Here is a 24111-nt window from a genome sequence, read left to right as displayed (position 1 = left end):
CGTTCTCCATGACCATTTGTCATCAAATGTTAAAAGAAAATTCTCATTTTAAGGAAAAAGAAGGATATTCAGTCATGACAAAAAAGTGTAGCTTATGTTTATGGGTTCTTGTTTTATGATTGAGTTGCTTTACTGGGAAGTCGTCGTATGCTGCAAACACTGCAATTTCCCAAAAGGACCCTTATTTTAGGAAAAGGGGGATATTAAGTAATGAGGAAAAAATGTAACTTATGTTTATGGGTTCTTGTTTTATTATTCAGCTGCTTATCTGGGAAGTCTGCGTATGCTGCCAGTACGCCAATTGCAAAACATGCAGGGAATTCAAATCCGCTTATAGACCATCATCTGGGCGCAGATCCGTTTGCGCTGACTTATAACGGAAGAGTCTACATCTATATGTCAAGTGATGATTATGAATATAACAGCAACGGAACGATTAAGGATAATTCATTTGCCAATTTGAATAGAGTATTCGTCATATCTTCAGCGGATATGGTGAACTGGACAGACCACGGAGCCATTCCGGTAGCAGGTGCCTATGGCGCTAATGGCGGCCGGGGGATCGCAAAGTGGGCAGGTGCGTCCTGGGCCCCGTCAGTCGCCGTTAAAAAGATAAATGGCAAGGACAAATTTTTCCTTTATTTCGCAAACAGCGGCGGAGGTATCGGGGTTCTCACCGCAGACAGCCCGACCGGCCCGTGGACAGATCCGATCGGAAAACCGCTGGTGACGCCAAGTACACCAGGAATGTCCGGCGTTGTATGGCTTTTTGATCCGGCAGTATTCGTAGATGACGACGGTACCGGTTACCTGTATGCCGGCGGAGGCATCCCTGGAGGTTCAAATCCGACGCAGGAGCAATGGGCAAACCCTAAAACAGCAAGAGTCATGAAATTAGGGCCTGATATGACCAGTATTGTGGGAAGTGCATCTACGATCGATGCGCCTTTCATGTTTGAAGATTCGGGAATGCACAAATATAACGGGACATATTACTATTCCTATTGCATCAATTTCAGCGGCGCGCACCCGGCCGATAAACGCCCAGGTGAGATCGGCTACATGACCAGCTCAAGTCCCATGGGTCCCTTTACATATAGAGGGCACTTCCTGAAAAATCCGGGTGCATTTTTCGGAGGCGGCGGAAACAACCATCATGCCGTTTTCAATTTTAAAAACGAGTGGTACACGGTGTATCATACTCAAACTGTCAGCTCCGCTCTGTTTGGGGCCGGCAAAGGATACCGTTCTCCCCATATTAATAAGCTTGTGCATAATCCAGACGGATCGATTCAAGAGGTGGCGGCAAATTATACAGGCGTAAAACAGCTTTCTAACTTGAATCCATACAACCGGGTAGAAGCTGAAACGTTTGCCTGGAATGGACGGATTTTGACCGAGAATTCCTCTGCACCCGGCGGGCCGTTCAATAATCAACATGTCACAAACATTCATAACGGAGACTGGATTGCTGTAGGAAATGCAGACTTCGGGTCAGGCGGTGCCAGAACGTTTAAAGCAAATGTAGCATCCGCTCTTGGCGGGAAAATAGAAGTGCGTCTCGATAGTCCAACCGGTAAGCTTGCGGGAACACTGAATGTCCCTTCCACAGGCGGAACACAAAATTGGAGAGAAATAGAAACTGCGGTAAGCGGCGCAGCAGGTGTGCACAACGTATTCTTTGTATTTACCGGAACAGGTTCAGGAAACTTGTTTAATTTTGATTATTGGCAATTTACGCAAAGATAACATCAGTTTTGTGATATAAAAGCAGGACAGAACACATTTTTCTAATACGGTAAAAGACAGATAAAGGAGAGGAAAAAATGATGTCGAGCGTAAAAAAAACAATTTGTCTATTATTGGTATGTTTCACTACGCTGTCAGTAATGTTAATGGGCCCAGGCGCTGCTGAGGTGTTGGCGGCAAATGATGTAACAGTTAACATTTCTGCAGAAAGACAAGTGATTCGCGGTTTTGGAGGGATGAACCACCCGGCTTGGGTTGGAGATTTAACAGCTGCTCAAAGAGAAACTGCTTTTGGCAATGGACAGAACCAGTTAGGCTTTTCGATCTTAAGAATTCATATAGATGAAAATAGAAATAACTGGTACAAAGAAGTGGAGACTGCAAAGACTGCGATCAAACATGGAGCAATCGTTTTCGCTTCTCCCTGGAATCCGCCAAACGATATGGTCGAGACTTTCAATCATAATGGTGACACATCAGCTAAGCGGCTGAGATACGATAAGTATGCCGCATACGCGCAGCATCTTAACGATTTCGTTACCTTCATGAAGAGTAATGGTGTGAATCTGTATGCGATTTCCATCCAAAACGAGCCTGATTACGCTCACGAGTGGACGTGGTGGACGCCGCAAGAAATACTTCGCTTTATGAGAGAAAACGCCGGCTCGATCAATGCCCGCGTCGTTGCGCCTGAATCATTTCAATACTTAAAGAATTTGTCTGACCCGATCTTGAACGATCCTCAGGCTCTTGCCAATATGGATATTCTCGGAACCCACCTGTACGGGACTCAGGTCAGTCAATTCCCTTATCCTCTTTTTAAACAAAAAGGAGCGGGGAAAGACCTTTGGATGACGGAAGTATACTATCCGAACAGTGATAACAACTCCGCGGATCGATGGCCTGAGGCCTTGGATGTTTCACAACATATTCACAGTTCAATGGTAGAAGGGGATTTTCAAGCTTATGTTTGGTGGTACATCCGAAGATCATATGGTCCTATGAAAGAAGATGGCACGATCAGCAAACGAGGCTACAATATGGCCCATTTCTCAAAGTTTGTGCGCCCTGGATATGTAAGGATTGATGCAACGAAAAACCCTAATCCGAATGTTTACGTGTCAGCCTATAAAGGTGACAACAAAGTCGTGATTGTCGCCATTAACAAAACCAATACAGGGGTCAACCAAAACTTTGTGTTGCAGAACGGATCTGCTTCTGGGGTATCCAGATGGATCACGAGCAGCAGCAGCAATCTTCAGCCTGGAACGGATCTCAAAGTAACGGACAATCACTTTTGGGCCCATCTGCCGGCTCAAAGCGTGACAACATTTGTTGTAAAGCGTTAAAGGCATCTGATTGTTCAAATAGACCATAGCAATAAGCCAATTTTCTGACTCCAAAAAGAAAATTGGCTTATTTTCTGTGGAGAGAGGGAGAAATGTTAATTTTTTACTATTAGCGAAAATCATAAGATTCAATGCTATATTGAGACTCATCACATTTAGCGTATCTACGTTGGAAATAAATTTAATTTTTCGATTCGATTGAAAAATGACGTGTAAAGTCCCGATTCCGTCCAGTTTTCTTTGTTCTATATATGTCAGGTGTATCTTATTCAATAGGGATAGAGCAAATTGACAGGCTTTTAAACCTCCCAAAAACAAGAAATTAGGTTGATAGACAATCATGAGAAAGATTTTTACAATGAGTTCGTGCTCATAAGAAGTGAGAGCCAAAATGATGTGAAGGAGGAAAAGATCAGATATGAAACGGTCAATCTCTATTTTTATTTCGTGTTTATTGATTGCGGTATTGACAATGGGCGGCATGCTGGCTCCGCCGGCATCTGCAGCAGGGACAAAAACGCCAGTAGCCAAGAATGGTCAGCTTAGCATAAAAGGGACACAGCTCGTAAACCGAGACGGCAAAGCGGTACAGCTGAAAGGGATCAGTTCACACGGATTGCAATGGTATGGTGATTTCGTCAATAAAGACAGCTTAAAATGGCTGAGAGACGATTGGGGCATCACCGTTTTCCGCGCGGCGATGTATACGGCAGATGGCGGTTATATTGACAACCCGTCCGTGAAAAATAAAGTGAAAGAAGCGGTTGAAGCGGCAAAAGAGCTTGGGATATATGTCATCATTGACTGGCATATCTTAAATGACGGCAATCCAAACCAAAATAAAGAGAAGGCGAAAGAATTTTTCAAGGAAATGTCAAGTCTTTACGGAAACACGCCAAACGTCATTTATGAAATTGCAAATGAACCAAACGGCGATGTGAACTGGAAGCGGGATATTAAACCGTATGCGGAGGAAGTGATTTCCGTTATCCGCAAAAATGACCCCGACAATCCCATCATTGTAGGTACCGGTACATGGAGCCAGGATGTAAATGATGCAGCCGACGATCAGCTGAAAGATGCAAACGTCATGTACGCGCTTCATTTTTATGCCGGCACACACGGCCAATCTTTACGGGATAAAGCAAACTATGCACTCAGTAAAGGAGCGCCTATTTTCGTGACGGAATGGGGAACCAGCGACGCGTCTGGAAATGGCGGTGTATTCCTTGACCAGTCGCGGGAATGGCTGAATTATCTCGACAGCAAGAACATCAGCTGGGTGAACTGGAATCTTTCTGATAAGCAGGAATCATCCTCAGCGTTAAAGCCGGGAGCATCTAAAACTGGCGGCTGGCCGCTTGCAGATTTAACTCCTTCAGGAACATTCGTAAGAGAAAACATTCTCGGCAACAAAGATTCAACGAAAGAACGCCCTGAAACGCCGGCACAAGATAACCCCGCACAGGAAAACGGCATTTCTGTACAATACAAAGCAGGGGATGGGGGTGTGAACAGCAACCAAATCCGCCCGCAGCTTCACATAAAAAATAACGGGAATACGACGGTTGATTTAAAAGATGTCACTGCCCGTTACTGGTATAACGCGAAAAACAAACGCCAAAACTTTGACTGTGACTACGCGCAGATTGGATGCGGCAATCTGACCCACAAGTTTGTGACGCTGCATAAACCTAAGCAAGGTGCAGATACCTATCTGGAACTGGGGTTTAAAAAAGGAACACTGTCACCAGGAGCAAGCACAGGGAATATTCAGCTTCGTCTTCACAACGATGACTGGAGCAATTATGCACAAAGCGGCGATTATTCCTTTTTCCAATCAAATACGTTTAAAACAACGAAAAAAATCACATTATATCATCAAGGAAAACTGATTTGGGGAACAGAACCCAATTAGTTAGCTTTAGGCGGACATCAGCAACACGATGTCCGCTTTTATGATCTTAAAAACAGCAATACAAAGAAGTTTACGTGTCGGATGAAACTCTGAAACAGTCTATAGGCCTGTACAAATGCACATATGGAGATATGACGAAAAAGGTCGTTGCGGCTGAATTGAAAAGCCCTTGTACATGTACGAGACCCATGTGTAGGGATTTTTTATTTTTGGATATACAATTTTCCCTTACTGGCTTATTTGGCAACGTTAATGGCATTGTGACCGAACCGCTGAATGATTTGGAAATCAAACTCACTGAAACAGTTTGTATATATCTGCATGTGTGCCGAATGAGGGCTGATGGATATCTCCGGCCTGATATTGACGCCTAGGCTATACCATAAGATTAGCAAGTACTTTGCTGACTTTATGTATCATGGGCTGCTTGAAGATCATAAATATTCTGAAATTTTTAGCGATCTCAAGAAAGCAAAGGAGTAGATATGACTCACTGAACATAGGATGTAGTATTCAATGTATGTATTTCACATTCGCCACTTTTATTCATTAAGGGGGAACAAGAGAATGAAAACTTATGACACATTTCCAAAACCAATTGGCGGCTATACCGTCGGCCGAACCCAGATGGATTTTGAGTACACGGCATCAGATCACTCAAAAAGAGAACTGACGGCGTTTGTGTACTATCCGTCCGACAGCAGCGAAGGGAAGACTACATCAACGTACATGTTTCCTGAAGTCTGCGAAATGCTTGATGAGCAGCCACTTCTCACTGCGTTGAAGGATGCTTACTCTATAGATATCAAGACCCAATGTTATGACGACCTTGCTCTCTCCGGGAAAGAAAAGCGTTATCCGGTGTTATTCTATGTTTGCGGCGGAGGCGGTTCTCCAGAATGGGGCACAGTGATCTGTTCAGACTTGGCAAGCATGGGATATGTTGTGGTAAGCATCGGCCATCAGAATAGCACGATGTATAAGCGTAAAGATGGGCGTCTGTTTAATATATCAAAGGATTTTTCGGATGTCATTTTGGCGTTTTCTGAAGATCCGGAAATGCTGGCGTTGGCTGGTAAGATGGAGATGCGGCCAGACGATGAAACAGCCATTGAAATGTGCCGTAACGTGCTTTCACTGCCGATACTTGACAAGTTAACAAAGTATAGTGAATTACAGGCGGAAGATGTAAGGTATGCAGCCGATTATCTTTACAAACTGGACTCTGGAGAGCTGAATTCCATCTTTAAGGACAGATTGCTGCTTGACATCGGCATGGGCATAGTCGGACATTCTTACGGAGGGCCTACGACGGCGATTGTTTGCCGGGACGACGACCGGTTCACCTGCGGGATTGGTCTGGATAGCGGTGCGTTCGGCCTTCTCGACAGCGACCTTAAAAAACCCTTTTTGCTGCTGTTTTGTGAACCGAACTATAACATGATTGCGATAATTGGCGCTAACAATAGCATGGAAACCTATTATTTCTCAGTTGATCGTGCTGCGCATTTAGATTACTGCGACATCGTGTTTACCAGTGTGAATGCGGAACTCAGAGGCGAACGGGATGCTATGGAGATGCGGAATCTTATTACAAACTATACGAAGAACTTTTTTGATCATTACATACTGCAAAAGGCTGCAAGTGTGGAAAGTCTAGCATACGATGGCGTGGAATTGATCAAGAAGACCGGCATCGAGTGACATAACCGATTAAAATACTCAAACCGAAAAACCTTTATGACCAATTTAAGGACGTAGAGGTTTTTTAATAGTACACTGCAAAAAGGGAGTGCTGTTAGAATGGATCGATTATATTCTCTTCATAATTTTTAGTTTACATAATATATATTCTAGGAAGTTAAATAAGGAGATGAATTACCTGTCTCATAAACTAAGTATACTTTAGTCAATGAGACAGAAAAGAAATGTATAGCAAAATAACCGCATATTCCGTTTGCGCTTATTATTATTCATCTGTCACGCACAAATTTAATTCCGGTTGATACAGCTGAATCAAACCTAACGCTGCAAAAGTAATTTTTATTATCCAATCAACACACAAATAAAAAATTCATGTCTGGTAATACTTTTTTACACTTTCCTTGCTCATTTTCGAAGATTTTTTGCACTGGCTCCCCACGCAGTGAAAGTATAACAGTTGTCAGCCTGAGCGCTGTTGCGAAATATAATTCAGCTCTGAGCCCCAGCTCCAAATATATTGAACCGCCAAGCGATTTCAAGTTAAATGACGAATGTTGAGTACAATACAATTACGATAGCGCTTCCATTTCATAATTTCAGGATGTTTCTATATTTACATGATAAATAAGCCGTCTTGAACAGACGGCTTTACAGCTTGTTATTTGCTTTGCTTACCTGCGGATGTGTGAGTGATCCGATACTGCACAGTTAAAAACTTCAGGCCGAACAGCCACATATGATGAATGGCCTTCAAGCTTGTTTCGCTCCGGGCCGCAATAAGAAATGTCTCTGCCAGAGGAAGATGGCATGCTCCCCATTTCGTCTGCAGATAAATCCCTTCATCACCCGCTCCGCTTTTTCGGCGTCTGCTCGTCAAAACAAGATTCTGCTTATGTGTATAAGGTTTTAAAATGCCCGTCATTTGGCCATACGGCAGCGGGAGAGAAATATTCATGTATCCCTCCCCTTTTGACCTGTACGCTGAATACAGCGCAGTAAAAACGGTTTCCTGCTTGTCATTTGTTCTGATCCACGCCCGGACATTTTTTCTGCCGTCTCTGTCAGAATCGACTCCTTTCATGCTAGAGTGCATGGTATACCAATCCGGATTCATTGACAGGTGGATCTGCCCCGCTCTTCTGCTGAACGGCTCGTACATGCGCGCGAACGGACGAAACCATCCGCTCCACGTCACTTTTGCCTTGATGTCATAATCGATTGTCTCTTCATAAAAGGAAATAACGGCCGGAGCCAGGTTTTCAGTTGAAAAGTCTTCAGAATGCAGTTCTCTCATCTGATCCTGAATGCCGGTATAATGGATTTCATTTGCTGCATGAATGTCAGTCAAAAAATCTTTGCCTATCGTTCCCTTCCCGTAAATTCGGCTGAACGTTCTTTCACTGTTCTCATCGAACGGTCTCGGATTTTCCAACCTCCATCCCGCCAAAGCCGGCAGAATAACGCCGAATGCATTGACGGCCCCGTGAATCCAAATCATCTGACTGATCGTGAGCGTTGCCGCCTCGCGGTAGACACCGAACGAATATATTAAAGAAAAAGCAATTGTAATCATTAACACAGCCGAAGAACTCCTGATCAAGAACCTGGCTGTTTTCACAGCAAACGGCGCCTTAAAGACGAGATACGCATTAACATACAGACCCGTCAGATACAGAGCGACAGCAATCACATCAAGTGTCTTTGAAAATGTAATCCCCAGGGCGATAAGGATCGGCGAAATCAGGAGGATGACCGTACTCAGCATGTAAAGAACGCGGTTCTCCCGCAGGATTCTGCCGAGCAATCCGTTAAAGATCGGAATGAGAAAAGCCGAATAGTGAAAGTGCACCGCCGTCAGCAGCACGATAAGCGGACCGAAATCCATGATAGGAATCTTAAGGATATATGCAAAAAACCAAAATCCGCCGCCGGCCAAATAAATGAAACCCATCATAACAGACATCTCTTCCGTTCTGTGGATATTTGTTTTCATGAGCCGCCATACAGCATACAGTGCAAGTCCAAGCGTATAAATGAGCCAGACAAAGGCAAAAAAGCTGAAGTCTGTAATCAGCGCAAGCACTGCACATAAAGCGGCAATGGGATAACTCCGTAATAGCACATTCTCTAAGGTCTTTGACGGCCGAAACGCAAAGCCGAATACAGCAGGAACGAAAAATAGTACGGATAATAAAACAAACGTCTCAGCAGCTGATAGATGCGGTGCTTCAGCCGCCGCAAAACCCAAAAAGCAAACCGCGCCTACCATGAGATGACGCTTCAGCATGTTTCTCCCTCTGTTTCCCGGAAAGTCCCCCGGTAAGAGAAAATTGTGCCGAGTATCCGGTTTTTCACGTGAACCTTTATGCTGAAACAATTCATTTCCTCATCATAAGACTCATAAACGGTTGAACTGCCGCACAGCCAAGCCGGAAGCGGGATTTTCTTTCCGCCTATCAGGAGCCACTGCTTTCCGGATGTAATAACAAGCCCTCCGTCTGAAGACGCTTCTAAATGCAGTTCAGACAGCAGGATGTGAGGTTTGCCGAAGTAATCAAGAATTCTGTTTTCCCGCTCGTCATATTCCATGACCGCATCAAAAAAACGTGTTTTACCTTTAAAGAAAAAGGTGCGGTTCCACTCCACACCATTTTGCCTGTTTTTGTTCTCAATGGTAAAAGGGATATCTGTTCCCCTCTCTGAGAAAAAACATCTGAAAAAAACGCCTGTCTTTAAAAGCATTCTGACAAACAACGAGCCTCCCTTAATTTCTGACATAACCCCTTCTCCGCAAAACGTGCGTGATCCGGCAAGCTTGTACCGTTTCTGCAGCATCGGATGCAGGAATTGATAATGAATAATCGCTTTTTCATACATTGAATCCGTCATTTCACTTCTCTCTCTTTCGTTTTGTATGCGCGGCGCTCGGCAGCAGGAATGTAAGAATCATACCCGCTATCGTAAGTAATCCTAATGGAATGGCGAATCCGCCGCCGGAATACAGCATTGCCGTTATACAAAAGAAGGCTGACTGTCCGGCGTGGATCAGCCGCTTTCTCCGCATAGGCAGCAGCCATAATATCCCTAATCCTGTCTTCAGCGCTCCTTTCACGATCTCTGCATCGGCACAGCCATCATGAAAACCTTGAAAAAACCAATACAAACTGAATACGAGACACATCAGGACATAGACAAACCCGAAACGGACTGATATCCTCGGATGTCGGCTTTGTTCTATCCAAAGCCGCAACGCATCAAAGCTCCATGCGGTAGCCCAGCCGAGCAGCGGACGAAATAAAAACCGGTCTATCCATCTTCCCGGCAGACCCCAGGCCGTTTCATATTGATATTGAGTCAAAAATGTGATATCCCCGTTATCCCGCTCTATATACCTCCAGTAGCCCCGGCCGTCTTTTATCAGAGACAGCGGATGATCAGATGCAAAAGCAAGCGCCGACACCCTTTCTGACGATTGAGGCCTTATGTCACCCATTGATTCACCCGTGCCGGACACCTTCAGCCCAAAACCGATTCGCGTTTCATATAGGAATCTCTGCGGTTCATCCGGTAACTTATGAAGATATGTAATGTGAGAAAAGCGCAGGTCCCATTCCTTATGAAGAACCGGGTTTTGCGTATATTCCCAAAGCGTTTCTATATCAGACGCCATATTGATTTCGACATATATCGGCTTCTGTTTCATACTCCCTCCTATCCCCTTCTTTTGTAAACAATTCCTATATTATCATAGGGATGTATGAAATTCCGCAATAAGATTTCAGGAATATAAGCCGGTTTTTAACATAAAAAAACCCTTCACATTAAACGTGAAGGGTTTCGTAAATGATATGCATATTCCTTAGTTGGCAGCCTTGTGTTCAGGGCTTGTACTTTCTTCTTCCGCCCATGTTTCAATATGCTTGAGTTCCGGAGTATTCTCAGCTTTAAATACGGGATCAAGTCCTTTTTTGCGCTGAGCGGCATAATCTTTATAGATCTTATAGGCTACATTACTCAGCAGCAAGATTGCCACTAAGTTAATGAGGGCTAAGAGACCCATGAACAAGTTTGCCATGTCCCAGACAATCTTGAAGTCAGCCAAACATCCGTATACCACCATCACTACGACGAATACGCGGTAAATATTAAGCCATGTTTTGCTTGTTTTAATAAATTCGATATTCGTTTCACCATAGTAGTAGTTGCCGACGACTGAGCTGAATGCGAATAAGAACATCGCAATTGCAATAAACGTCGGGGCCCAGCCTCCGAGATGGTGCTGCAGTGCGGCTTGTGTCACTTGGATTCCGTCGCCTTTAGGCGTAAAGCTGTACAATAAAATGATAAAAGCAGTCGATGTACAAACGATAAATGTATCAAAAAACACGCCGAGCGTCTGGATTAATCCCTGCTTAGCCGGATGCGATACGTGTGCAGCTGCTGCGGCATTCGGCGCGCTCCCCATACCCGCTTCGTTTGAAAACAGGCCGCGCTGCGCACCGATAATAATGATGCTTCCTAAGCTTCCGCCGACGATCTGCTCAAGACCAAACGCATTTTTCACAATCGTCATAAGCAATTCAGGTACCGCGGTAATATTCACAATTACAACATACAACGCGATCAGAATATACATACCCGCCATGACCGGAACGATAAATTGCGAAACGGATACAACACGTTTCAGCCCGCCGAATATAATGAAAGCTGTTAATACAGCTAAGATGATGGCGATAACTGTTTTATTCACATGGAAAGCCTCATCAAACGCGACAGAAATCGTATTTGACTGCACGGCATTAAAGATAAGTCCGAAAGAAACGGTAATCAATACGGCAAATAAAATACCGAGCCACCGGGCGCCGAGACCCTTCGCCATGTAATATGCCGGACCGCCGCGGAATTCATCGCCGGAGCGCACTTTATACAGCTGCGCCAAGGTACTTTCCACAAAGCTTGAAGCCATACCGACAATCGCTACGATCCACATCCAAAATACTGCGCCGGGACCGCCTGTTGCAATCGCCAGCGCGACACCGGTCAAGTTTCCGGTACCGACACGCGAAGCGGCCGAGATAAAGAATGCCTGCATTGAAGACACTCCTTTATTTCCTTGCGGCTTCTCCCCGACGATTCTAAACATTTCAATAAAGTATTCGAATTGAATGAAGCGAAAACGGAATGTAAAATACAATCCGATTCCTACTAAAATATAAACAAGATACTTCCAAATAAAATCATTTGGAACATTTATGATTTCACTGATGAAAGCCTCCATGTTTAACCTCCCTTTTACATATCTTTTACTGTCATTTTTGCTGCATATGTTAGATCTTTTAACACAACGGGTATTATTATATCACAACAACAGATGTTGAGAAGTTTTTTTAAGAAAATGTTTCGGTTTCTTCATCATGCTTATTGCTGGTATGCCCCGTTTCTTTATCCTGTAACCAGAAAAATGTTGTCACATCAGAAGAGTTTCGTGCATATCATAACAAATAGGCCTTTAAGAAAAAAAGAGATGAAAAGACAGACGGAATGGTATATACTTAACCAGCATAATAATTTTTTAAATTTAATAAATGTGTTTACTTTCAATTTGAATTAGGGTATTATAATAAAAATATTCAGACTTATGAAGGGAGGAGAACATTTGAAAAAAATCTTGGTTTTAAAAGCTTCTATTTTATTTTTAGCGATTGCAAGCTTTCATTTGCTCTCCATTCCCCATGCGTTTGATACTGCTCATCATTTTAAAGCCGTAGCCGATCAGCAGGAAATGCACGAAATGAAGGCCGGCCAAAATGCTGACGATGAGAAAAAATCGCTGACGGGCTCATTTATTTTGACGGCGCTTTTTGCCGCTTCTGTCTCACTGATCGTGATATCAGACAGAAAGCGCCCCGCTTCCCGGAGAAGACAGCGAAAGAAAAGCTTTTTAATCGCTAAATTTTATCAGTCCTCGTATTTCGATGAGCTTCATGTTCAACATCGCCTAACTATGTAACATAAAATGAGGAGGTTGTTCAACATGTTGTTTATCTTACGAATGGTGATTTTAGGCTTATTTTCATTCACTGCATTAAATTTATTTGTGTGGCAGGGAATTGAAGTCGTTCACGCTATCACGGACTTATTCGGCAGTCACGAGAGCTAATAAATAGCAAAACCTCCGCTTTAGGACCAATTGAGCGGAGGTTTTTTTTCATTTTATTTTATTTTTACTCTTAAACATCAGATGCGGGGATACGCCATACATCTGTGACCGGCCCTGTCTCATCTTCATCTGTAAAGAAGGAGCCGTTGCTGTATCGGTCATTAGCCCGCAAGGATTTCACGGAGGCTTCAATTCTCTCGCCTTTTTCGGTTTCCGCAGCGATCATGTCGGCTAAAGCGCACGCGAATACTCCGACAACACGATGCGGATTCTTTTTAAGCTCACGCAGCATGATGACACCGCGCTTAGCCCTTGATGTTCTTTCGAATTCAGAGAGATTCATCCGTTTGATGGCTCCCCGCTGTGTGACGAGGACAAGCGAATCTGTTTCATGCAGGATTTGTCCTGATACGACGGTATCACCGTCTTTTAAATTAATACCCTTTACGCCGGCCGCACGGGCTCCGACTACATTTACTTCATCTTCACCGAACCATAAGCCGTACCCGAGGCGGGTGGCGATAAACAGCTGGCAGCTGCCGTCTGTGACATGAACATCAATCAGCTCATCGTCCCCTTTAAGGTTAAGAGCAACAAGCGCTTTTGAGTAACGCTGTGCTTTGTAATGCGTCATTTCAGTTCTTTTCACCATACCGTTTTTCGTCATAAACAATAAATATGAAGATGGATCAAATTCTTTTACCGGTATAGCTTTTACGATGGTTTCGTCACGGTCCATCGTGGTGATGTTCGTGACGTGCTGCCCCATGTCTTTCCACCTGATATCAGGAAGCTGGTGAACCGGACAATATATATAGCTTCCCTTATTGGTAAAGAGCAGGAGCACATCCGTGGTATTCATTTCAAATTGGTGAATCAGCCTGTCCGTGTCCTTCATCCCGAAATCCTGGCCGTTGGAAGCAGCAAATGACCGCTGGCTTGTTCGTTTTACATAGCCGTCTTTCGTGACTGTCACATAGACGTCCTCCGAGGCAACCATAACTTCGAGATTGATTTTAATTTCTTCAATCTTCTCTTCAATGACCGACCGTCTGCTGTCAGCATAAGTCTTTTTCACTTTTTTCAGGCTACTGGTAATGACTTTTAACAGCTTTTTATCATCACTTAAAATGGCTTCAAGCTCCTGAATTTTCTTGCTGAGCTCTTCCGCTTCCTCTTTTAATGCCGTAATATCCGTATTTGTCAGACGATACAGCTGCAAAGATACGATCGCTTCCGCCTGAGGCTCCGTAAATGCGAATTTAGACATTAAGTTTTGTTTCGCATCTTTCTTGTCGCTGCTTGCCCGGATGACAGCAATGACCTCATCCAGCACAGACAGTGCCTTCATCAGTCCTTCAACGATATGGTGCCGCTCTTTTGCTTTTTGTAATTCAAAGACGGAGCGGTTTGTCACAACTTCCTTCTGGTGGGAAATATACGCATCCAGGATGGCCGTAAGACTCATCAGCATCGGCCGGCGGTTATGTATGGCGACCATATTAAAGTTATACGTTGTCTGCAGGTCAGTGTTTTTATATAAGAAATTCAAGATGCCTTTTGCATCGGCTTCTTTCTTTAACTCAACGACCACCCGCAATCCCGTGCGGTCCGTTTCATCCCGGACTTCAGAAATACCTTCAACTTTTTTGTCTATGCGGTATTCGTCCATTTTCTTCACGAGATTGGCTTTGTTTACTTCAAACGGGATTTCTGTAATGACGATCTGCTCCCGTCCGCCTCTTACGGCTTCCACTTCAGCCTTGCCGCGGATAATAATTTTGCCTTTACCGGTTTCATAGGCCTTCCGAATGCCGTCGACACCTTGGATGATGCCTCCTGTCGGAAAGTCAGGCCCTTTAATCACCTGCATCAAGTCATCGACGGTGCAATCGGGCGATTCAATCCGCTTAATGACAGCATCAATGACCTCACCCAGATGATGAGGGGGAATATCAGTCGCATAGCCCGCGGAAATCCCGGTAGATCCATTGACCAGCAAGTTAGGAAACATAGCGGGCAAAACAACCGGTTCTTTACTTGTGTCATCAAAGTTCGGAACAAATTCAACCGTATTTTTATCGATGTCCCGCAAAAGCTCTGATGCGATAGAAGATAATCTCGCTTCCGTATAACGCATGGCAGCAGGCGGATCACCGTCAATGCTTCCGTTGTTGCCGTGCATCTCAATCAGGACATTCCGCACTTTCCAATTCTGGCTCATCCGCACCATCGCTTCATAAACGGAGCTGTCTCCGTGCGGATGATAATTACCGATAACGTTCCCGACCGTTTTTGCCGCTTTCCGGAAATTTTTATCGAATGTATTTCCGTCTGCGTGCATGGCGTATAAAATTCTCCGCTGCACCGGCTTTAACCCGTCACGTGCATCGGGCAGCGCCCTGTCCTGGATAATATATTTACTGTAGCGTCCGAAACGGTCGCCGATTACTTCTTCTAACGGTAAATCATGAAATAACTCTGGCTGTGCCACTATTAAACCTCCTCAGCGACCGACAAGTTTTCATTTTCCAAAATATTGCTCTCCTCGTCTAATCCGAAGGCAACATTCTTTTCAATCCATTTTCTTCTCGGTTCTACTTTGTCTCCCATTAATGTCGTTACGCGGCGCTCTACGCGTGCCGCATCGTCAATCTTGACTCTGACGAGCGTTCGCGACTCGGGATTCATCGTCGTTTCCCAGAGCTGGTCTGCGTTCATTTCTCCCAGACCTTTATAACGCTGAATGGTATAGCCTTTGCCGACTTTCTTTAAAACGCCGTCCATTTCTTCGTCGGACCAAGCATATTCAATAATCTCTTTCTTGCCGCTTCCTTTACTGACTTTGTAAAGAGGCGGAAGCGCGATGAAGACTTTTCCGTGCTCAATTAAAGGTTTCATATAGCGGTAGAAAAATGTTAACAGCAAGACTTGAATATGCGCGCCGTCGGTATCCGCATCGGTCATGATGACGATCTTGTCATAGTTAATGTCGTCGATCTCAAAATCTGCGCCGACTCCCCCGCCGATCGCATGAATAATTGTATTGATCTCTTCATTTTTGAAAATGTCTGCAAGCTTTGCTTTCTCTGTGTTGATGACCTTTCCGCGAAGGGGCAGCACGGCTTGAAATTTCCGGTCTCTTCCCTGTTTTGCAGAACCTCCGGCAGAGTCACCCTCCACGAGATACAATTCATTCTTCGCCGGATTTCTGGAACCGGCCGGTGTGAGTTTTCCGCTCAGCGTCGCTTCTGATTTTTTGCGTTTTTTACCGCTTCTCGCTTCTTCTCTCGCTTTACGGGCAGCTTCACGGGCCTGGCTTGCTTTAATCGCTTTTTTGACGAGCAGGGTCGCTGTATCGCGGTTTTCTTCCAGGAAATAAGCAAGATTCTCAGAAATGACTGCGTCCGTGGCGGATCTCGCCTCACTTGTGCCAAGTTTCCCTTTTGTCTGGCCTTCAAATTGCAGCAGTTCCTCCGGGATACGCACGGAAATGATCGCGGACAACCCTTCTCTGATATCGGCGCCTTCAAGGTTTTTGTCTTTCTCTTTTAAAAGCGCGACCTTTCGCGCATATTCATTAAACGCTCTTGTCATTGCCGTTTTGGCTCCTGATTCGTGGGTGCCGCCGTCCTTTGTTCTGACGTTATTAACGAATGACAGCATATTTTCTGAGTATCCGTCATTAAATTGGAAAGCAAAATCGACTTCAATGTCGTGGTGCTCGCCTTCAAAGGAAACCACTTCGCATAAAGCGTCTTTTTCTTCGTTTAAATAGGCGACAAATGCTTCAATTCCGTTCTCATAATAAAATACTTCTTTTACGTTGTTCCGCTCATCAATTAATTCTATTTTTAAGCCTTTTAATAAGAAGGCGGATTCGCGCAGACGTTCCGACAGCGTGTCAAAATTATAAACCGTTGCGCTGAACATTGACGGATCAGGTTTAAAATGGGTAAGCGTTCCCGTTTTCTTGGTCGTACCGATTTTTTCAAGTGAAGTCACAGGCTTGCCGCCGTTTTCAAACCGCTGTTTATAAACATAGCCGTCACGCTCAATGGTAACTGTCAGCCACTCTGATAAAGCGTTTACGACAGATGCGCCGACACCGTGCAGACCGCCGCTTGTTTTATAGCCGCCCTGGCCGAATTTCCCTCCCGCATGCAGCACGGTAAAAATAACTTCCGGTGTCGGCTTTCCGAGCTTATGCATTCCGGTCGGCATTCCGCGCCCTCTGTCCTGCACGGAGATGCTGTTGTCCTTATGTATCGTTACGATAATATGATCTCCGTAGCCGGCAAGGACTTCATCGACGGAATTGTCGACGATCTCATATACCAGATGGTGCAGGCCGCGTGCGTCCGTCGAACCGATATACATTCCCGGTCTTTTTCTGACGGCTTCCAGGCCTTCAAGCACCTGTATGGCATCTTCGTTGTAATCAAATTGCTGTTTTCTAGCCAAACGTACAAACCCCTTTCAAAAAACCTGCTCTTAATCATTCTCTTTTTAAATGTTTTCATGTCTTTGTTTTTCAGTATGCGCAAGCTTCGGTCCAATTCTCCTCGGACTCACAATTATAACCAATATGCTTGATTTCGCAACATCTTTAAGCGAATGGCTCGTTTTTTAGGCCGCAAGACATACATTCGAACGGCTTTTCATCTTTTTGGTGCTCTTTTCGGGAGATAGGAACTTATGTTCGCTTTCTATTATATAGATTTCTGCCGTCCATCGCAAACAGACTGCAGCCCCCTTTCATGCAGGGGTTTCTAAAAAAGCTGTTCATGCTTTATTGTATCTGTTTCAACTTCATACGCAAAGAGTATTCTTTCAATAAAAAAACAAAAACCCCTGATTTGCCAAGGATTTTTGCCTTTTTTGTTCCTATTTTATAACAGCGCGGGCGACTTTTATACATAAATCCATAATGGCCGTCCGCCCTTTCTCTGTAATCATGCGGTACGCTTCTTCATTTGCCAGGCCCTGCTGCGCCCAAAAAACGGGAGCATCCGTCTGTAAAAACTCTTCAGCGACGCCGGGAAGCTGCTCAGAGCGTCTGAACACATTGACGATATCAATCGGTCCCTCAACGTCTTTTAATGAAGCGACGGCTTTAACGCCAAGCGCTTCATCAATCGTCGGATTGACAGGAATAATCTCGTACCCTTCATCCTGCATCGCTTTGGAAACCATGTAAGAAGTCCGGTCGGGACGGTCTGACAGCCCGACGACGGCGATACGTTTGCTTCGGTCAAGAATGTCTTTAATCTCTGACTTTGAAGGATTTTGCATCTTTACCATCTCCTTTTGTATTATTGTACACGACAGCTTCACCGGATTCAAAAAAAGCGGTTTGTCAGCTTAATTCTCAAAAAACTTGTCATCAGACGATAACAACTCGTGTTAAAATAAAGTGAAGGGACATTGAAAAGGAGAAATGTAGATGTTGATTGCTTTATTGATTATTTTGGCCTATGTAATAGGCAGCATCCCGTCAGGTTTAGTCGTAGGCAAACTTGCGAAAGGGATTGATATTAGAGAACATGGAAGCGGTAATTTGGGTGCCACAAATGCTTTTCGCACGCTTGGCGTGAAAGCGGGATCTGTCGTCGTTGCAGCCGATATTTTAAAAGGCACCTTGGCCGCGGCGCTGCCGTATTTATTGCACGTTCCCATTCACCCTCTTCTCGCAGGAGTGGCAGCAGTGATCGGCCATGTATTCCCCGTGTTCGCAAAATTCAAGGGCGGAAAAGCCGTAGCCACTTCAGGAGGCGTCCTGCTGTTTTATGCTCCGCTGTTATTCGTAACGATGGTTGCAGTGTTTTTCGTATTTTTATTCCTTACGAAATTTGTTTCTCTGTCTTCAATGTTAACAGGGATTTATACGATTATTTACTGTCTGTTTGTAAAAGATCCTTATTTATTAATCGTAGTGACGCTCTTGACCGCGTTTGTTATCTACAGACACAGGGCAAACATCAAACGGATTATGAACAAAACAGAACCGAAAATCAAATGGTTTTGATGAAACTTCAATTTTGACATCAAAATGCCATATGCGTTTATAATAGAGATAATTTCTTTATGAGAAACAAAAAGGGAGTGTTCCGGATGAACATGAAAGTAACGAAAGGCGCGCTGGATTGGTACAAAGAAGAGCTAGAACTGGAAACAGGCGATCAGGTCCGTTTCTTTGTCCGTTACGGAGGATGCAGCAGCGTCCAGAAAGGCTTTTCTCTCGGTATTTCAAAAGACCAGCCGATGAACGTCGGAATCAGCACGGAAGTTGATGGCATTACCTTTTTTATTGAAGAAAGCGACTTATGGTACTTTGATAATCACGATCTGTCCGTCACATATTCAGATCAGTCAGAAGAGCCGGTATTTGATTACGTGTAAGAAAAAAGAACGCAGCGGATGCGTTCTTTTTTTACAGTTTGAACCTTCTGATATGATCAGTCAGATGTTCTTTTTCTAAAATGCGTTTCTGCGTTTCACCGAGCAGGTCAAAGTGGGGAAATGCATTTTTATGATGAATCCACTCAGGCTTCAGCCCGTATTCTGATCCCCATCGAATCAGCTTATTGAGATCGCTAGAACCGGCCTTCGTCACGGTCTTAGCCTCCGGAAAGCGGTCGTCCAGCCAATAATGCGTTAAAAAAGCGATTTTTCCTTCCGATACATCCTGCTTCCATCTTTCCAGTTCTCTGCGTGTAATTCCAAATGCCATAACTTGAGCCGCTCCTTATTTTTTTGCCTTTTCGTAAGCGGCGTGCCAATCAGGAAAGGCCTTGCGGAACTGAATCGGTTTGAAGCTCTGTTTATCGACGCATATGTGAGAGGATGACGCTTCGATCGCAAGTTCTTGATCCGGATTATAGATGCGGTAGCCGTAAATGGTTTTAAATCCGTTATATTCTTCAATCCACGTATGTACTTCGGCTGTTTCTCCGTAGCGGAGCGGCTTTTTATAAGAAATGCTGAGATCCACTACAGGTGACAGCACCCCTCTTTCTTCCATGTCCTTGTACAGAAATCCGAGGTCCTTAATGAGCGCCGTTCTCCCGACCTCCATCCAGACTAAGTAATTGGCATGATAGACGATACCCATTTGATCTGTTTCCGCATAACGCACTTCTATTTCTTTTTTTGACACATGCAACGTTCTCTGCTCCCTTATTATCAGATTAGCCCTATTTTATCACAACGTGGCGGAAAGAGAAAAAACCAGGTTTCCCTGGTTTTTATTACGATTGATAGCCGTTTTCTCTCGCAGCCGATTCATCCTGAATTTCACTTCGGAATGATTCAATGCTTTCATTGCGTCTGGCATTCTTCTCTTGAATGCGCTGTTTTTCCTCTTCTGTCGCAAATTCCATTGATTCTTTCGCTTCTTCTATATTTTCGATTGTATTCTGTACCATATCCTGAAGCTTTTCAACGTTATCAGAACGGTCGTCCGGGTTCGGTTTTTGGTTATGATTTGTCATCATGTCTGCTCTCCTTTAATGATATTATTCGCCTTTCGTCTGCATGACAATCGGATGTCCGTTTGACTTGTCATGAAACTTTTCCCCTTTGTTTCGTTTATATTTAACGGGTTTTGTCCCTAAGTGGCTCGGAGCGTACTGCGGCTGGCCGTCTTTCTTGTTTGTGCCCATGTTCATCCCTCCTTAAGAGTATATTTCGCAAAAGGAGGCGCAAACATGACTGCAAATTAAAGGTTATTTTTGTTTAAACCGCTGCTCCAGCTTTTCTTCAAGCTGATTCAAATATTCCGTATTGGTCATCAGCTCACGTTTATTCTCCATAACCAATTCATGAAAAGAACGTTTTCTCATTTTTTTCAATCTTCTCACCTCCGTGTTTTCATTCATTTTTTCCAATTTTTTAAAAGATAAGCCATTCGCATAAAAAAAACTGAACCTCTACTTGAGATCCAGTTTTTCTTTCATTTCTTTTTTTGTCATCGTGCCTACTCGGATATGCTGAATGGTTCCTTTTTCGTCTAATATGTATGATGTCGGATAAGAAAGCACGTTGAAATCTCCGTTAATCCCGCTTTTGTCAATCAAAATTGGAAATGTCAGCTGATAAGTATCAGCGAATGATTTCACAGCCTGTATATTTTTTTCAGAGGACGTAAAATTAACGGCTACTACCGCAATATCCGGATATTCCATCTGCAGCTCCTGCATATCGGGCATTTCCATCCGGCATGGCTTGCACCACGTCGCCCAGAAATTAAGGAGCACTTTTTTACCTTTATAATCAGAAAGGGAGCTGCTTTTTCCTGACAGTGTGTCGAGTGTAAAGTCAGGAGCCTTCATCCCTTCTTCTGTCCCTTCTTTCGGACTTGTTTGTGCAGAATAAATGTTCCAGCCCGCATACACTAACAACCCGATAAGTAACAATACGCCCAGCCATTTAGCAAGCATCTCAAGGCCTCCCGTATAAAAAGAGAGAAAGCAGTCCGCTTTCTCTCTTTTGTCTTTCTGCTACTGTTTCATTTTATCGCGAAGCACCATTTGTAAAATGCCGCCGTGACGATAGTAATCAATTTCCACTTCACTGTCGAAACGGACAACGACTTCAAATGTTTTTACCGTACCGTCTTCACTGATAGCTCTGACAGTCAGCAAGTCGCGTGGACGTACAGTTTCATCAACATCCACCTCGATAACTTCCTTACCGGTTAAACCGAGTGTATCCGCATTTTCACCCTGTTTGAACTGGAGCGGCAGCACACCCATGAAGACGAGGTTGCTTCTGTGAATTCTTTCAAAGCTTTCCGCAATGACTGTTCTGATGCCTAGCAGGTTTGTTCCTTTTGCAGCCCAGTCACGTGAAGAGCCCATTCCGTAATCTTTGCCGGCCAGGACGACAAGACCCGTTTTATCTTCTTTATACCGCATGCATGCATCATAAATAGATGTCACGTCACCGGTAGGCCAGTGTGTAGTGTATCCGCCTTCTGTGCCAGGCGCGATTTGGTTTTTAATGCGGATGTTGGCGAATGTTCCTCTCATCATGACTTCATGGTTTCCGCGGCGTGAGCCGTAAGAGTTAAAGTCCCGAGGAGAAACGCCTTTTTCCTGCAGGTATTTGCCCGCCGGCGTGTCTTTTCCGATCGCTCCGGCCGGAGAAATATGGTCAGTCGTCACGGAATCTCCGAATTTGCCGACAACGCGAAGCCCTCTTAATGGCTCAACTTTTCCCGGTTCTACAGACATTTCTTCAAAGAACGGCGGGTTTTGGATGTAAGTAGAATCCTTATCCCACTTGTACAGTGCTTCATCCGTCGTTTCGATTGCATTCCAGCGCTGGTTGTCGTCAAATACCGTTTCATATTCTTTACGGAATAATTCCGGCGTCACAGTCTGTTTGACGAGGGAGTTGATTTCATCCATTGACGGCCAGATGTCATCGAAGTAAACGTTTTGTCCGTCTTTTCCGACACCGATCGGGTCAGATTTCAAGTTAATATTCACAGTGCCTGCCAATGCGTACGCGACGACAAGCGGCGGCGAAGCAAGGTAGTTTCCTTTGACAAGCGGATGGATCCGGCCTTCAAAGTTTCTGTTGCCTGACAGAACAGAAGTGATCAAGAGGTCATTTTTAGCAACTGCTTCTTCAATCTCTGGAGAAAGAGGTCCGGAGTTTCCGATACATGTCGTACAGCCGTAGCCGACAAGATTAAAGCCGAGCTCCTTCATATATGGAAGAAGGCCTGAATTGACTAAGTATCCAGTAACAACCTTAGATCCCGGTGCAAGTGATGTTTTCACATAATTCGGCACTTTCAATCCTAATTCTACTGCTTTTTTGGCTACCAATCCGGCACCGATTAATACATAAGGATTAGATGTGTTTGTGCAGCTTGTAATGGCGGCAATTGCAATTGCCCCTGTTTTCATGACCGTATCTTCGCCACTGTTAAGTTTAAATGAAATTTCTTTGTTCTCTTCAGCAGCATCCATTCCGAATCCTTGGTTGCCGGCCGGGCTGACGAGATGTTTTTTAAACGTTTCCTGCATGACAGAAAGCGGGATTAAATCCTGCGGACGTTTCGGGCCTGAAAGGTTCGCTTCAATTTTTGACAGGTCAATTTCTACAATGTCTGTAAAAATCGGCTCTTCTGCGTCAGGCGTATAGAATAAACCGTTGTTGCGGCAGTATGCTTCCACGACATCGATCTGCTCTTCTTCACGGCCGGTCAGACGCATGTAAGAAAGTGCTTCCTCGTCAACCGGGAAGAATCCGCAAGTCGCTCCGTATTCCGGCGCCATATTGGCAATAGTCGCCCGATCCGCAAGCGGAAGCTCAGCAACACCAGGGCCGAAGAATTCAACAAATTTATTGACTACGCCTTTTTCTCGCAGCACTTGAGTGACTTTCAGCGCTAAGTCAGTTGCCGTCGTTCCGTTAGGCAATTTTCCGACAAGTTTCGCGCCGATGACCTCAGGAACAGGGAAATATGAAGGCTGGCCGAGCATTCCCGCTTCCGCCTCAATACCGCCGACACCCCAGCCGAGAACGCCGATTCCGTTAATCATCGTGGTATGGGAATCTGTTCCCACCAAAGTATCAGGATATGTCACAAGCTCTCCGTCTTCATCTTTCGTATGAACGACACTTGCCAAAAACTCAAGGTTTACCTGGTGGACGATACCTGTTGCAGGCGGAACGGCCTGATAGTTGTTAAACGCTTTCTTTGCCCAGCTTAAAAATTTATAACGTTCTGCATTTCTTTTGAATTCTAAGTCCATATTAATGGCTAACGCGTCTTCCGTACCCGCTTTGTCGACTTGTACGGAGTGGTCAATGACCAGGTCAACCGGAATTTCAGGATTGATTTTATCAGGATCTCCGCCGACAGAAGCCATGGCTTTTCTTAAAGATGCCAGGTCAACTACGGCCGGAACGCCGGTAAAGTCCTGAAGGATAACACGTGACGGTTTAAACGGCACATCGATATCTTTTAATTCAGCAGTACCCCATCTTGCTAAATTTTCAACATGTTCTTTCGTAATGACGCGTCCGTCTACCTGACGCAAAACAGATTCCAAAAGAACCTTAATAGAATAAGGAAGTTTTGAAACATTGCCGACCCCTGCGTCTTCCAATGCTTTTAATGAATAGTAGTGGTATGTTTTCCCGTTTGAAGAAAATGTTTTTCTTGCTTGGAAAACGTCTTGTGTTGCGACTTTTTGCTGATTTGTCATTCT

General features: G+C 44.5%; 22 protein-coding genes. 8 read left to right on the top strand and 14 right to left on the bottom strand.

The features are described 5' to 3' along the window. The first annotated feature begins 210 nt into the window (after nt 1–210). From ABDB98_RS09350 to ABDB98_RS09335, 4 genes are all read left to right on the top strand, one after another. Complete coding sequence (locus tag ABDB98_RS09350) at nt 211–1749, top strand: glycoside hydrolase family 43 protein (RefSeq protein ID WP_438422062.1); 1539 nt, start codon at nt 211–213, stop codon at nt 1747–1749. Between the two features lie 77 nt (nt 1750–1826). Further along, nucleotides 1827–3098, top strand: a complete 1272-nt coding sequence (locus tag ABDB98_RS09345; protein WP_438422061.1) for a glucuronoxylanase — start codon at nt 1827–1829, stop codon at nt 3096–3098. Nucleotides 3099–3516: 418 nt separating this feature from the next. Next, the gene (locus ABDB98_RS09340; RefSeq protein WP_438422059.1) at nt 3517–5016 is read left to right on the top strand and encodes a cellulase family glycosylhydrolase; all 1500 of its coding nucleotides are present in this window, start codon (nt 3517–3519) and stop codon (nt 5014–5016) included. Between the two features lie 567 nt (nt 5017–5583). After that, nucleotides 5584–6720 carry a choline esterase gene (locus ABDB98_RS09335; RefSeq protein ID WP_438422057.1) on the top strand — a complete coding sequence of 379 codons (1137 nt, stop codon included), beginning with the start codon at nt 5584–5586 and terminating at the stop codon, nt 6718–6720. A gap of 658 nt (nt 6721–7378) precedes the next feature. Here ABDB98_RS09335 and ABDB98_RS09330 read toward each other — a convergent pair. The 4 genes from ABDB98_RS09330 to ABDB98_RS09315 form a co-directional block, all read right to left on the bottom strand. Further along, on the bottom strand, nt 7379–9007 hold the full coding sequence (locus ABDB98_RS09330; protein ID WP_438422056.1) for a YndJ family transporter: 1629 nt from the start codon (nt 9005–9007) through the stop codon (nt 7379–7381). Then, nucleotides 9001–9609, bottom strand: a complete 609-nt coding sequence (locus ABDB98_RS09325; protein WP_438422055.1) for a DUF4166 domain-containing protein — start codon at nt 9607–9609, stop codon at nt 9001–9003. Before ABDB98_RS09325 ends, ABDB98_RS09330 begins: the two co-directional genes overlap by 7 nt. A 1-nt stretch (nt 9610) precedes the next feature. Next, the gene (locus ABDB98_RS09320; RefSeq protein WP_438422054.1) at nt 9611–10423 is read right to left on the bottom strand and encodes a hypothetical protein; all 813 of its coding nucleotides are present in this window, start codon (nt 10421–10423) and stop codon (nt 9611–9613) included. 156 nt (nt 10424–10579) lie between these two features. Further along, the gene (locus ABDB98_RS09315) at nt 10580–11998 is read right to left on the bottom strand and encodes an alanine/glycine:cation symporter family protein (RefSeq protein ID WP_060962674.1); all 1419 of its coding nucleotides are present in this window, start codon (nt 11996–11998) and stop codon (nt 10580–10582) included. A 378-nt stretch (nt 11999–12376) separates the two neighbouring features. On the opposite strand from ABDB98_RS09315, the gene ABDB98_RS09310 reads away from it, so the two are divergent. Both ABDB98_RS09310 and ABDB98_RS09305 read left to right on the top strand, forming a co-directional pair. Next, on the top strand, nt 12377–12730 hold the full coding sequence (locus ABDB98_RS09310; RefSeq protein ID WP_438422052.1) for a hypothetical protein: 354 nt from the start codon (nt 12377–12379) through the stop codon (nt 12728–12730). A 24-nt stretch (nt 12731–12754) separates the two neighbouring features. Continuing rightward, nucleotides 12755–12880: a hypothetical protein gene (locus ABDB98_RS09305; protein WP_013352436.1), complete on the top strand. Its 126-nt coding sequence runs from the start codon at nt 12755–12757 to the stop codon at nt 12878–12880. A 70-nt stretch (nt 12881–12950) separates the two neighbouring features. Here the strand turns inward: ABDB98_RS09305 and parC are convergent, their stop codons facing one another. The 3 genes from parC to ABDB98_RS09290 all read right to left on the bottom strand — a co-directional run bounded on the left by parC (nt 12951) and on the right by ABDB98_RS09290 (nt 18175). Continuing rightward, the gene (parC, locus tag ABDB98_RS09300) at nt 12951–15374 is read right to left on the bottom strand and encodes a DNA topoisomerase IV subunit A (RefSeq protein WP_438422049.1); all 2424 of its coding nucleotides are present in this window, start codon (nt 15372–15374) and stop codon (nt 12951–12953) included. Nucleotides 15375–15376: 2 nt separating this feature from the next. Beyond that, nucleotides 15377–17344, bottom strand: a complete 1968-nt coding sequence (gene parE, locus ABDB98_RS09295) for a DNA topoisomerase IV subunit B (protein WP_060962677.1) — start codon at nt 17342–17344, stop codon at nt 15377–15379. Between the two features lie 423 nt (nt 17345–17767). After that, nucleotides 17768–18175 carry a CoA-binding protein gene (locus ABDB98_RS09290; RefSeq protein ID WP_060962678.1) on the bottom strand — a complete coding sequence of 136 codons (408 nt, stop codon included), beginning with the start codon at nt 18173–18175 and terminating at the stop codon, nt 17768–17770. A 151-nt stretch (nt 18176–18326) separates the two neighbouring features. On the opposite strand from ABDB98_RS09290, the gene plsY reads away from it, so the two are divergent. Together plsY and ABDB98_RS09280 are read left to right on the top strand one after the other, a co-directional pair. After that, nucleotides 18327–18908 (top strand): glycerol-3-phosphate 1-O-acyltransferase PlsY, encoded by a 582-nt coding sequence (plsY, locus tag ABDB98_RS09285; RefSeq protein WP_016935965.1) that lies wholly within the window; start codon nt 18327–18329, stop codon nt 18906–18908. Between the two features lie 86 nt (nt 18909–18994). Next, entirely contained in the window at nt 18995–19282 is a 288-nt protein-coding gene (locus ABDB98_RS09280; RefSeq protein ID WP_438422046.1) for a HesB/YadR/YfhF family protein, read from the top strand. Nucleotides 19283–19313: 31 nt separating this feature from the next. On the opposite strand, the gene ABDB98_RS09275 is transcribed toward ABDB98_RS09280, so the two are convergent. From ABDB98_RS09275 to acnA, 7 genes are all read right to left on the bottom strand, one after another. Then, complete coding sequence (locus tag ABDB98_RS09275) at nt 19314–19613, bottom strand: hypothetical protein (RefSeq protein WP_438422045.1); 300 nt, start codon at nt 19611–19613, stop codon at nt 19314–19316. A gap of 15 nt (nt 19614–19628) precedes the next feature. Further along, the gene (locus tag ABDB98_RS09270) at nt 19629–20045 is read right to left on the bottom strand and encodes a YbgC/FadM family acyl-CoA thioesterase (RefSeq protein WP_438422043.1); all 417 of its coding nucleotides are present in this window, start codon (nt 20043–20045) and stop codon (nt 19629–19631) included. 85 nt (nt 20046–20130) lie between these two features. Further along, nucleotides 20131–20373 (bottom strand): small acid-soluble spore protein Tlp, encoded by a 243-nt coding sequence (tlp, locus tag ABDB98_RS09265; RefSeq protein ID WP_438422131.1) that lies wholly within the window; start codon nt 20371–20373, stop codon nt 20131–20133. A 24-nt stretch (nt 20374–20397) separates the two neighbouring features. After that, a complete protein-coding gene (locus ABDB98_RS09260) occupies nt 20398–20544 on the bottom strand; it encodes an acid-soluble spore protein N (protein WP_013352427.1) in 147 nt (48 codons plus the stop codon). Between the two features lie 63 nt (nt 20545–20607). Further along, the gene (locus ABDB98_RS09255; RefSeq protein WP_012117651.1) at nt 20608–20733 is read right to left on the bottom strand and encodes an FbpB family small basic protein; all 126 of its coding nucleotides are present in this window, start codon (nt 20731–20733) and stop codon (nt 20608–20610) included. Between the two features lie 78 nt (nt 20734–20811). Continuing rightward, nucleotides 20812–21321, bottom strand: coding sequence for a TlpA family protein disulfide reductase (locus ABDB98_RS09250; protein WP_438422042.1), 510 nt, complete (start codon nt 21319–21321; stop codon nt 20812–20814). A gap of 60 nt (nt 21322–21381) precedes the next feature. Further along, on the bottom strand, nt 21382–24108 hold the full coding sequence (gene acnA / locus ABDB98_RS09245; protein WP_438422041.1) for an aconitate hydratase AcnA: 2727 nt from the start codon (nt 24106–24108) through the stop codon (nt 21382–21384). Nucleotides 24109–24111: the final 3 nt, after the last annotated feature.

The sequence above is a fragment of the Bacillus siamensis genome (assembly GCF_051628075.1).
In the GTDB taxonomy this organism is placed as follows: Bacteria; Bacillota; Bacilli; order Bacillales; family Bacillaceae; genus Bacillus; species Bacillus siamensis.
This window is presented reverse-complemented; position numbering and strand designations above follow the sequence as displayed.

Excerpts from the sequence above, each read along its gene's own strand:
- ABDB98_RS09260 (WP_013352427.1), bottom strand. The coding sequence starts at position 20,544 with ATGGGCACAAACAAGAAAGACGGCCAGCCGCAGTACGCTCCGAGCCAC.
- ABDB98_RS09250 (WP_438422042.1), bottom strand. The coding sequence starts at position 21,321 with ATGCTTGCTAAATGGCTGGGCGTATTGTTACTTATCGGGTTGTTAGTG.
- ABDB98_RS09275 (WP_438422045.1), bottom strand. The coding sequence starts at position 19,613 with ATGGCATTTGGAATTACACGCAGAGAACTGGAAAGATGGAAGCAGGAT.
- ABDB98_RS09305 (WP_013352436.1), top strand. The coding sequence starts at position 12,755 with ATGTTGTTTATCTTACGAATGGTGATTTTAGGCTTATTTTCATTCACT.
- ABDB98_RS09280 (WP_438422046.1), top strand. The coding sequence starts at position 18,995 with ATGAACATGAAAGTAACGAAAGGCGCGCTGGATTGGTACAAAGAAGAG.
- ABDB98_RS09330 (WP_438422056.1), bottom strand. The coding sequence starts at position 9,007 with ATGCTGAAGCGTCATCTCATGGTAGGCGCGGTTTGCTTTTTGGGTTTT.
- ABDB98_RS09345 (WP_438422061.1), top strand. The coding sequence starts at position 1,827 with ATGATGTCGAGCGTAAAAAAAACAATTTGTCTATTATTGGTATGTTTC.
- plsY (WP_016935965.1), top strand. The coding sequence starts at position 18,327 with ATGTTGATTGCTTTATTGATTATTTTGGCCTATGTAATAGGCAGCATC.
- ABDB98_RS09340 (WP_438422059.1), top strand. The coding sequence starts at position 3,517 with ATGAAACGGTCAATCTCTATTTTTATTTCGTGTTTATTGATTGCGGTA.
- ABDB98_RS09325 (WP_438422055.1), bottom strand. The coding sequence starts at position 9,609 with ATGACGGATTCAATGTATGAAAAAGCGATTATTCATTATCAATTCCTG.
- ABDB98_RS09350 (WP_438422062.1), top strand. The coding sequence starts at position 211 with ATGAGGAAAAAATGTAACTTATGTTTATGGGTTCTTGTTTTATTATTC.
- acnA (WP_438422041.1), bottom strand. The coding sequence starts at position 24,108 with ATGACAAATCAGCAAAAAGTCGCAACACAAGACGTTTTCCAAGCAAGA.
- ABDB98_RS09290 (WP_060962678.1), bottom strand. The coding sequence starts at position 18,175 with ATGCAAAATCCTTCAAAGTCAGAGATTAAAGACATTCTTGACCGAAGC.
- tlp (WP_438422131.1), bottom strand. The coding sequence starts at position 20,373 with ATGACAAATCATAACCAAAAACCGAACCCGGACGACCGTTCTGATAAC.
- ABDB98_RS09320 (WP_438422054.1), bottom strand. The coding sequence starts at position 10,423 with ATGAAACAGAAGCCGATATATGTCGAAATCAATATGGCGTCTGATATA.
- ABDB98_RS09335 (WP_438422057.1), top strand. The coding sequence starts at position 5,584 with ATGAAAACTTATGACACATTTCCAAAACCAATTGGCGGCTATACCGTC.
- ABDB98_RS09315 (WP_060962674.1), bottom strand. The coding sequence starts at position 11,998 with ATGGAGGCTTTCATCAGTGAAATCATAAATGTTCCAAATGATTTTATT.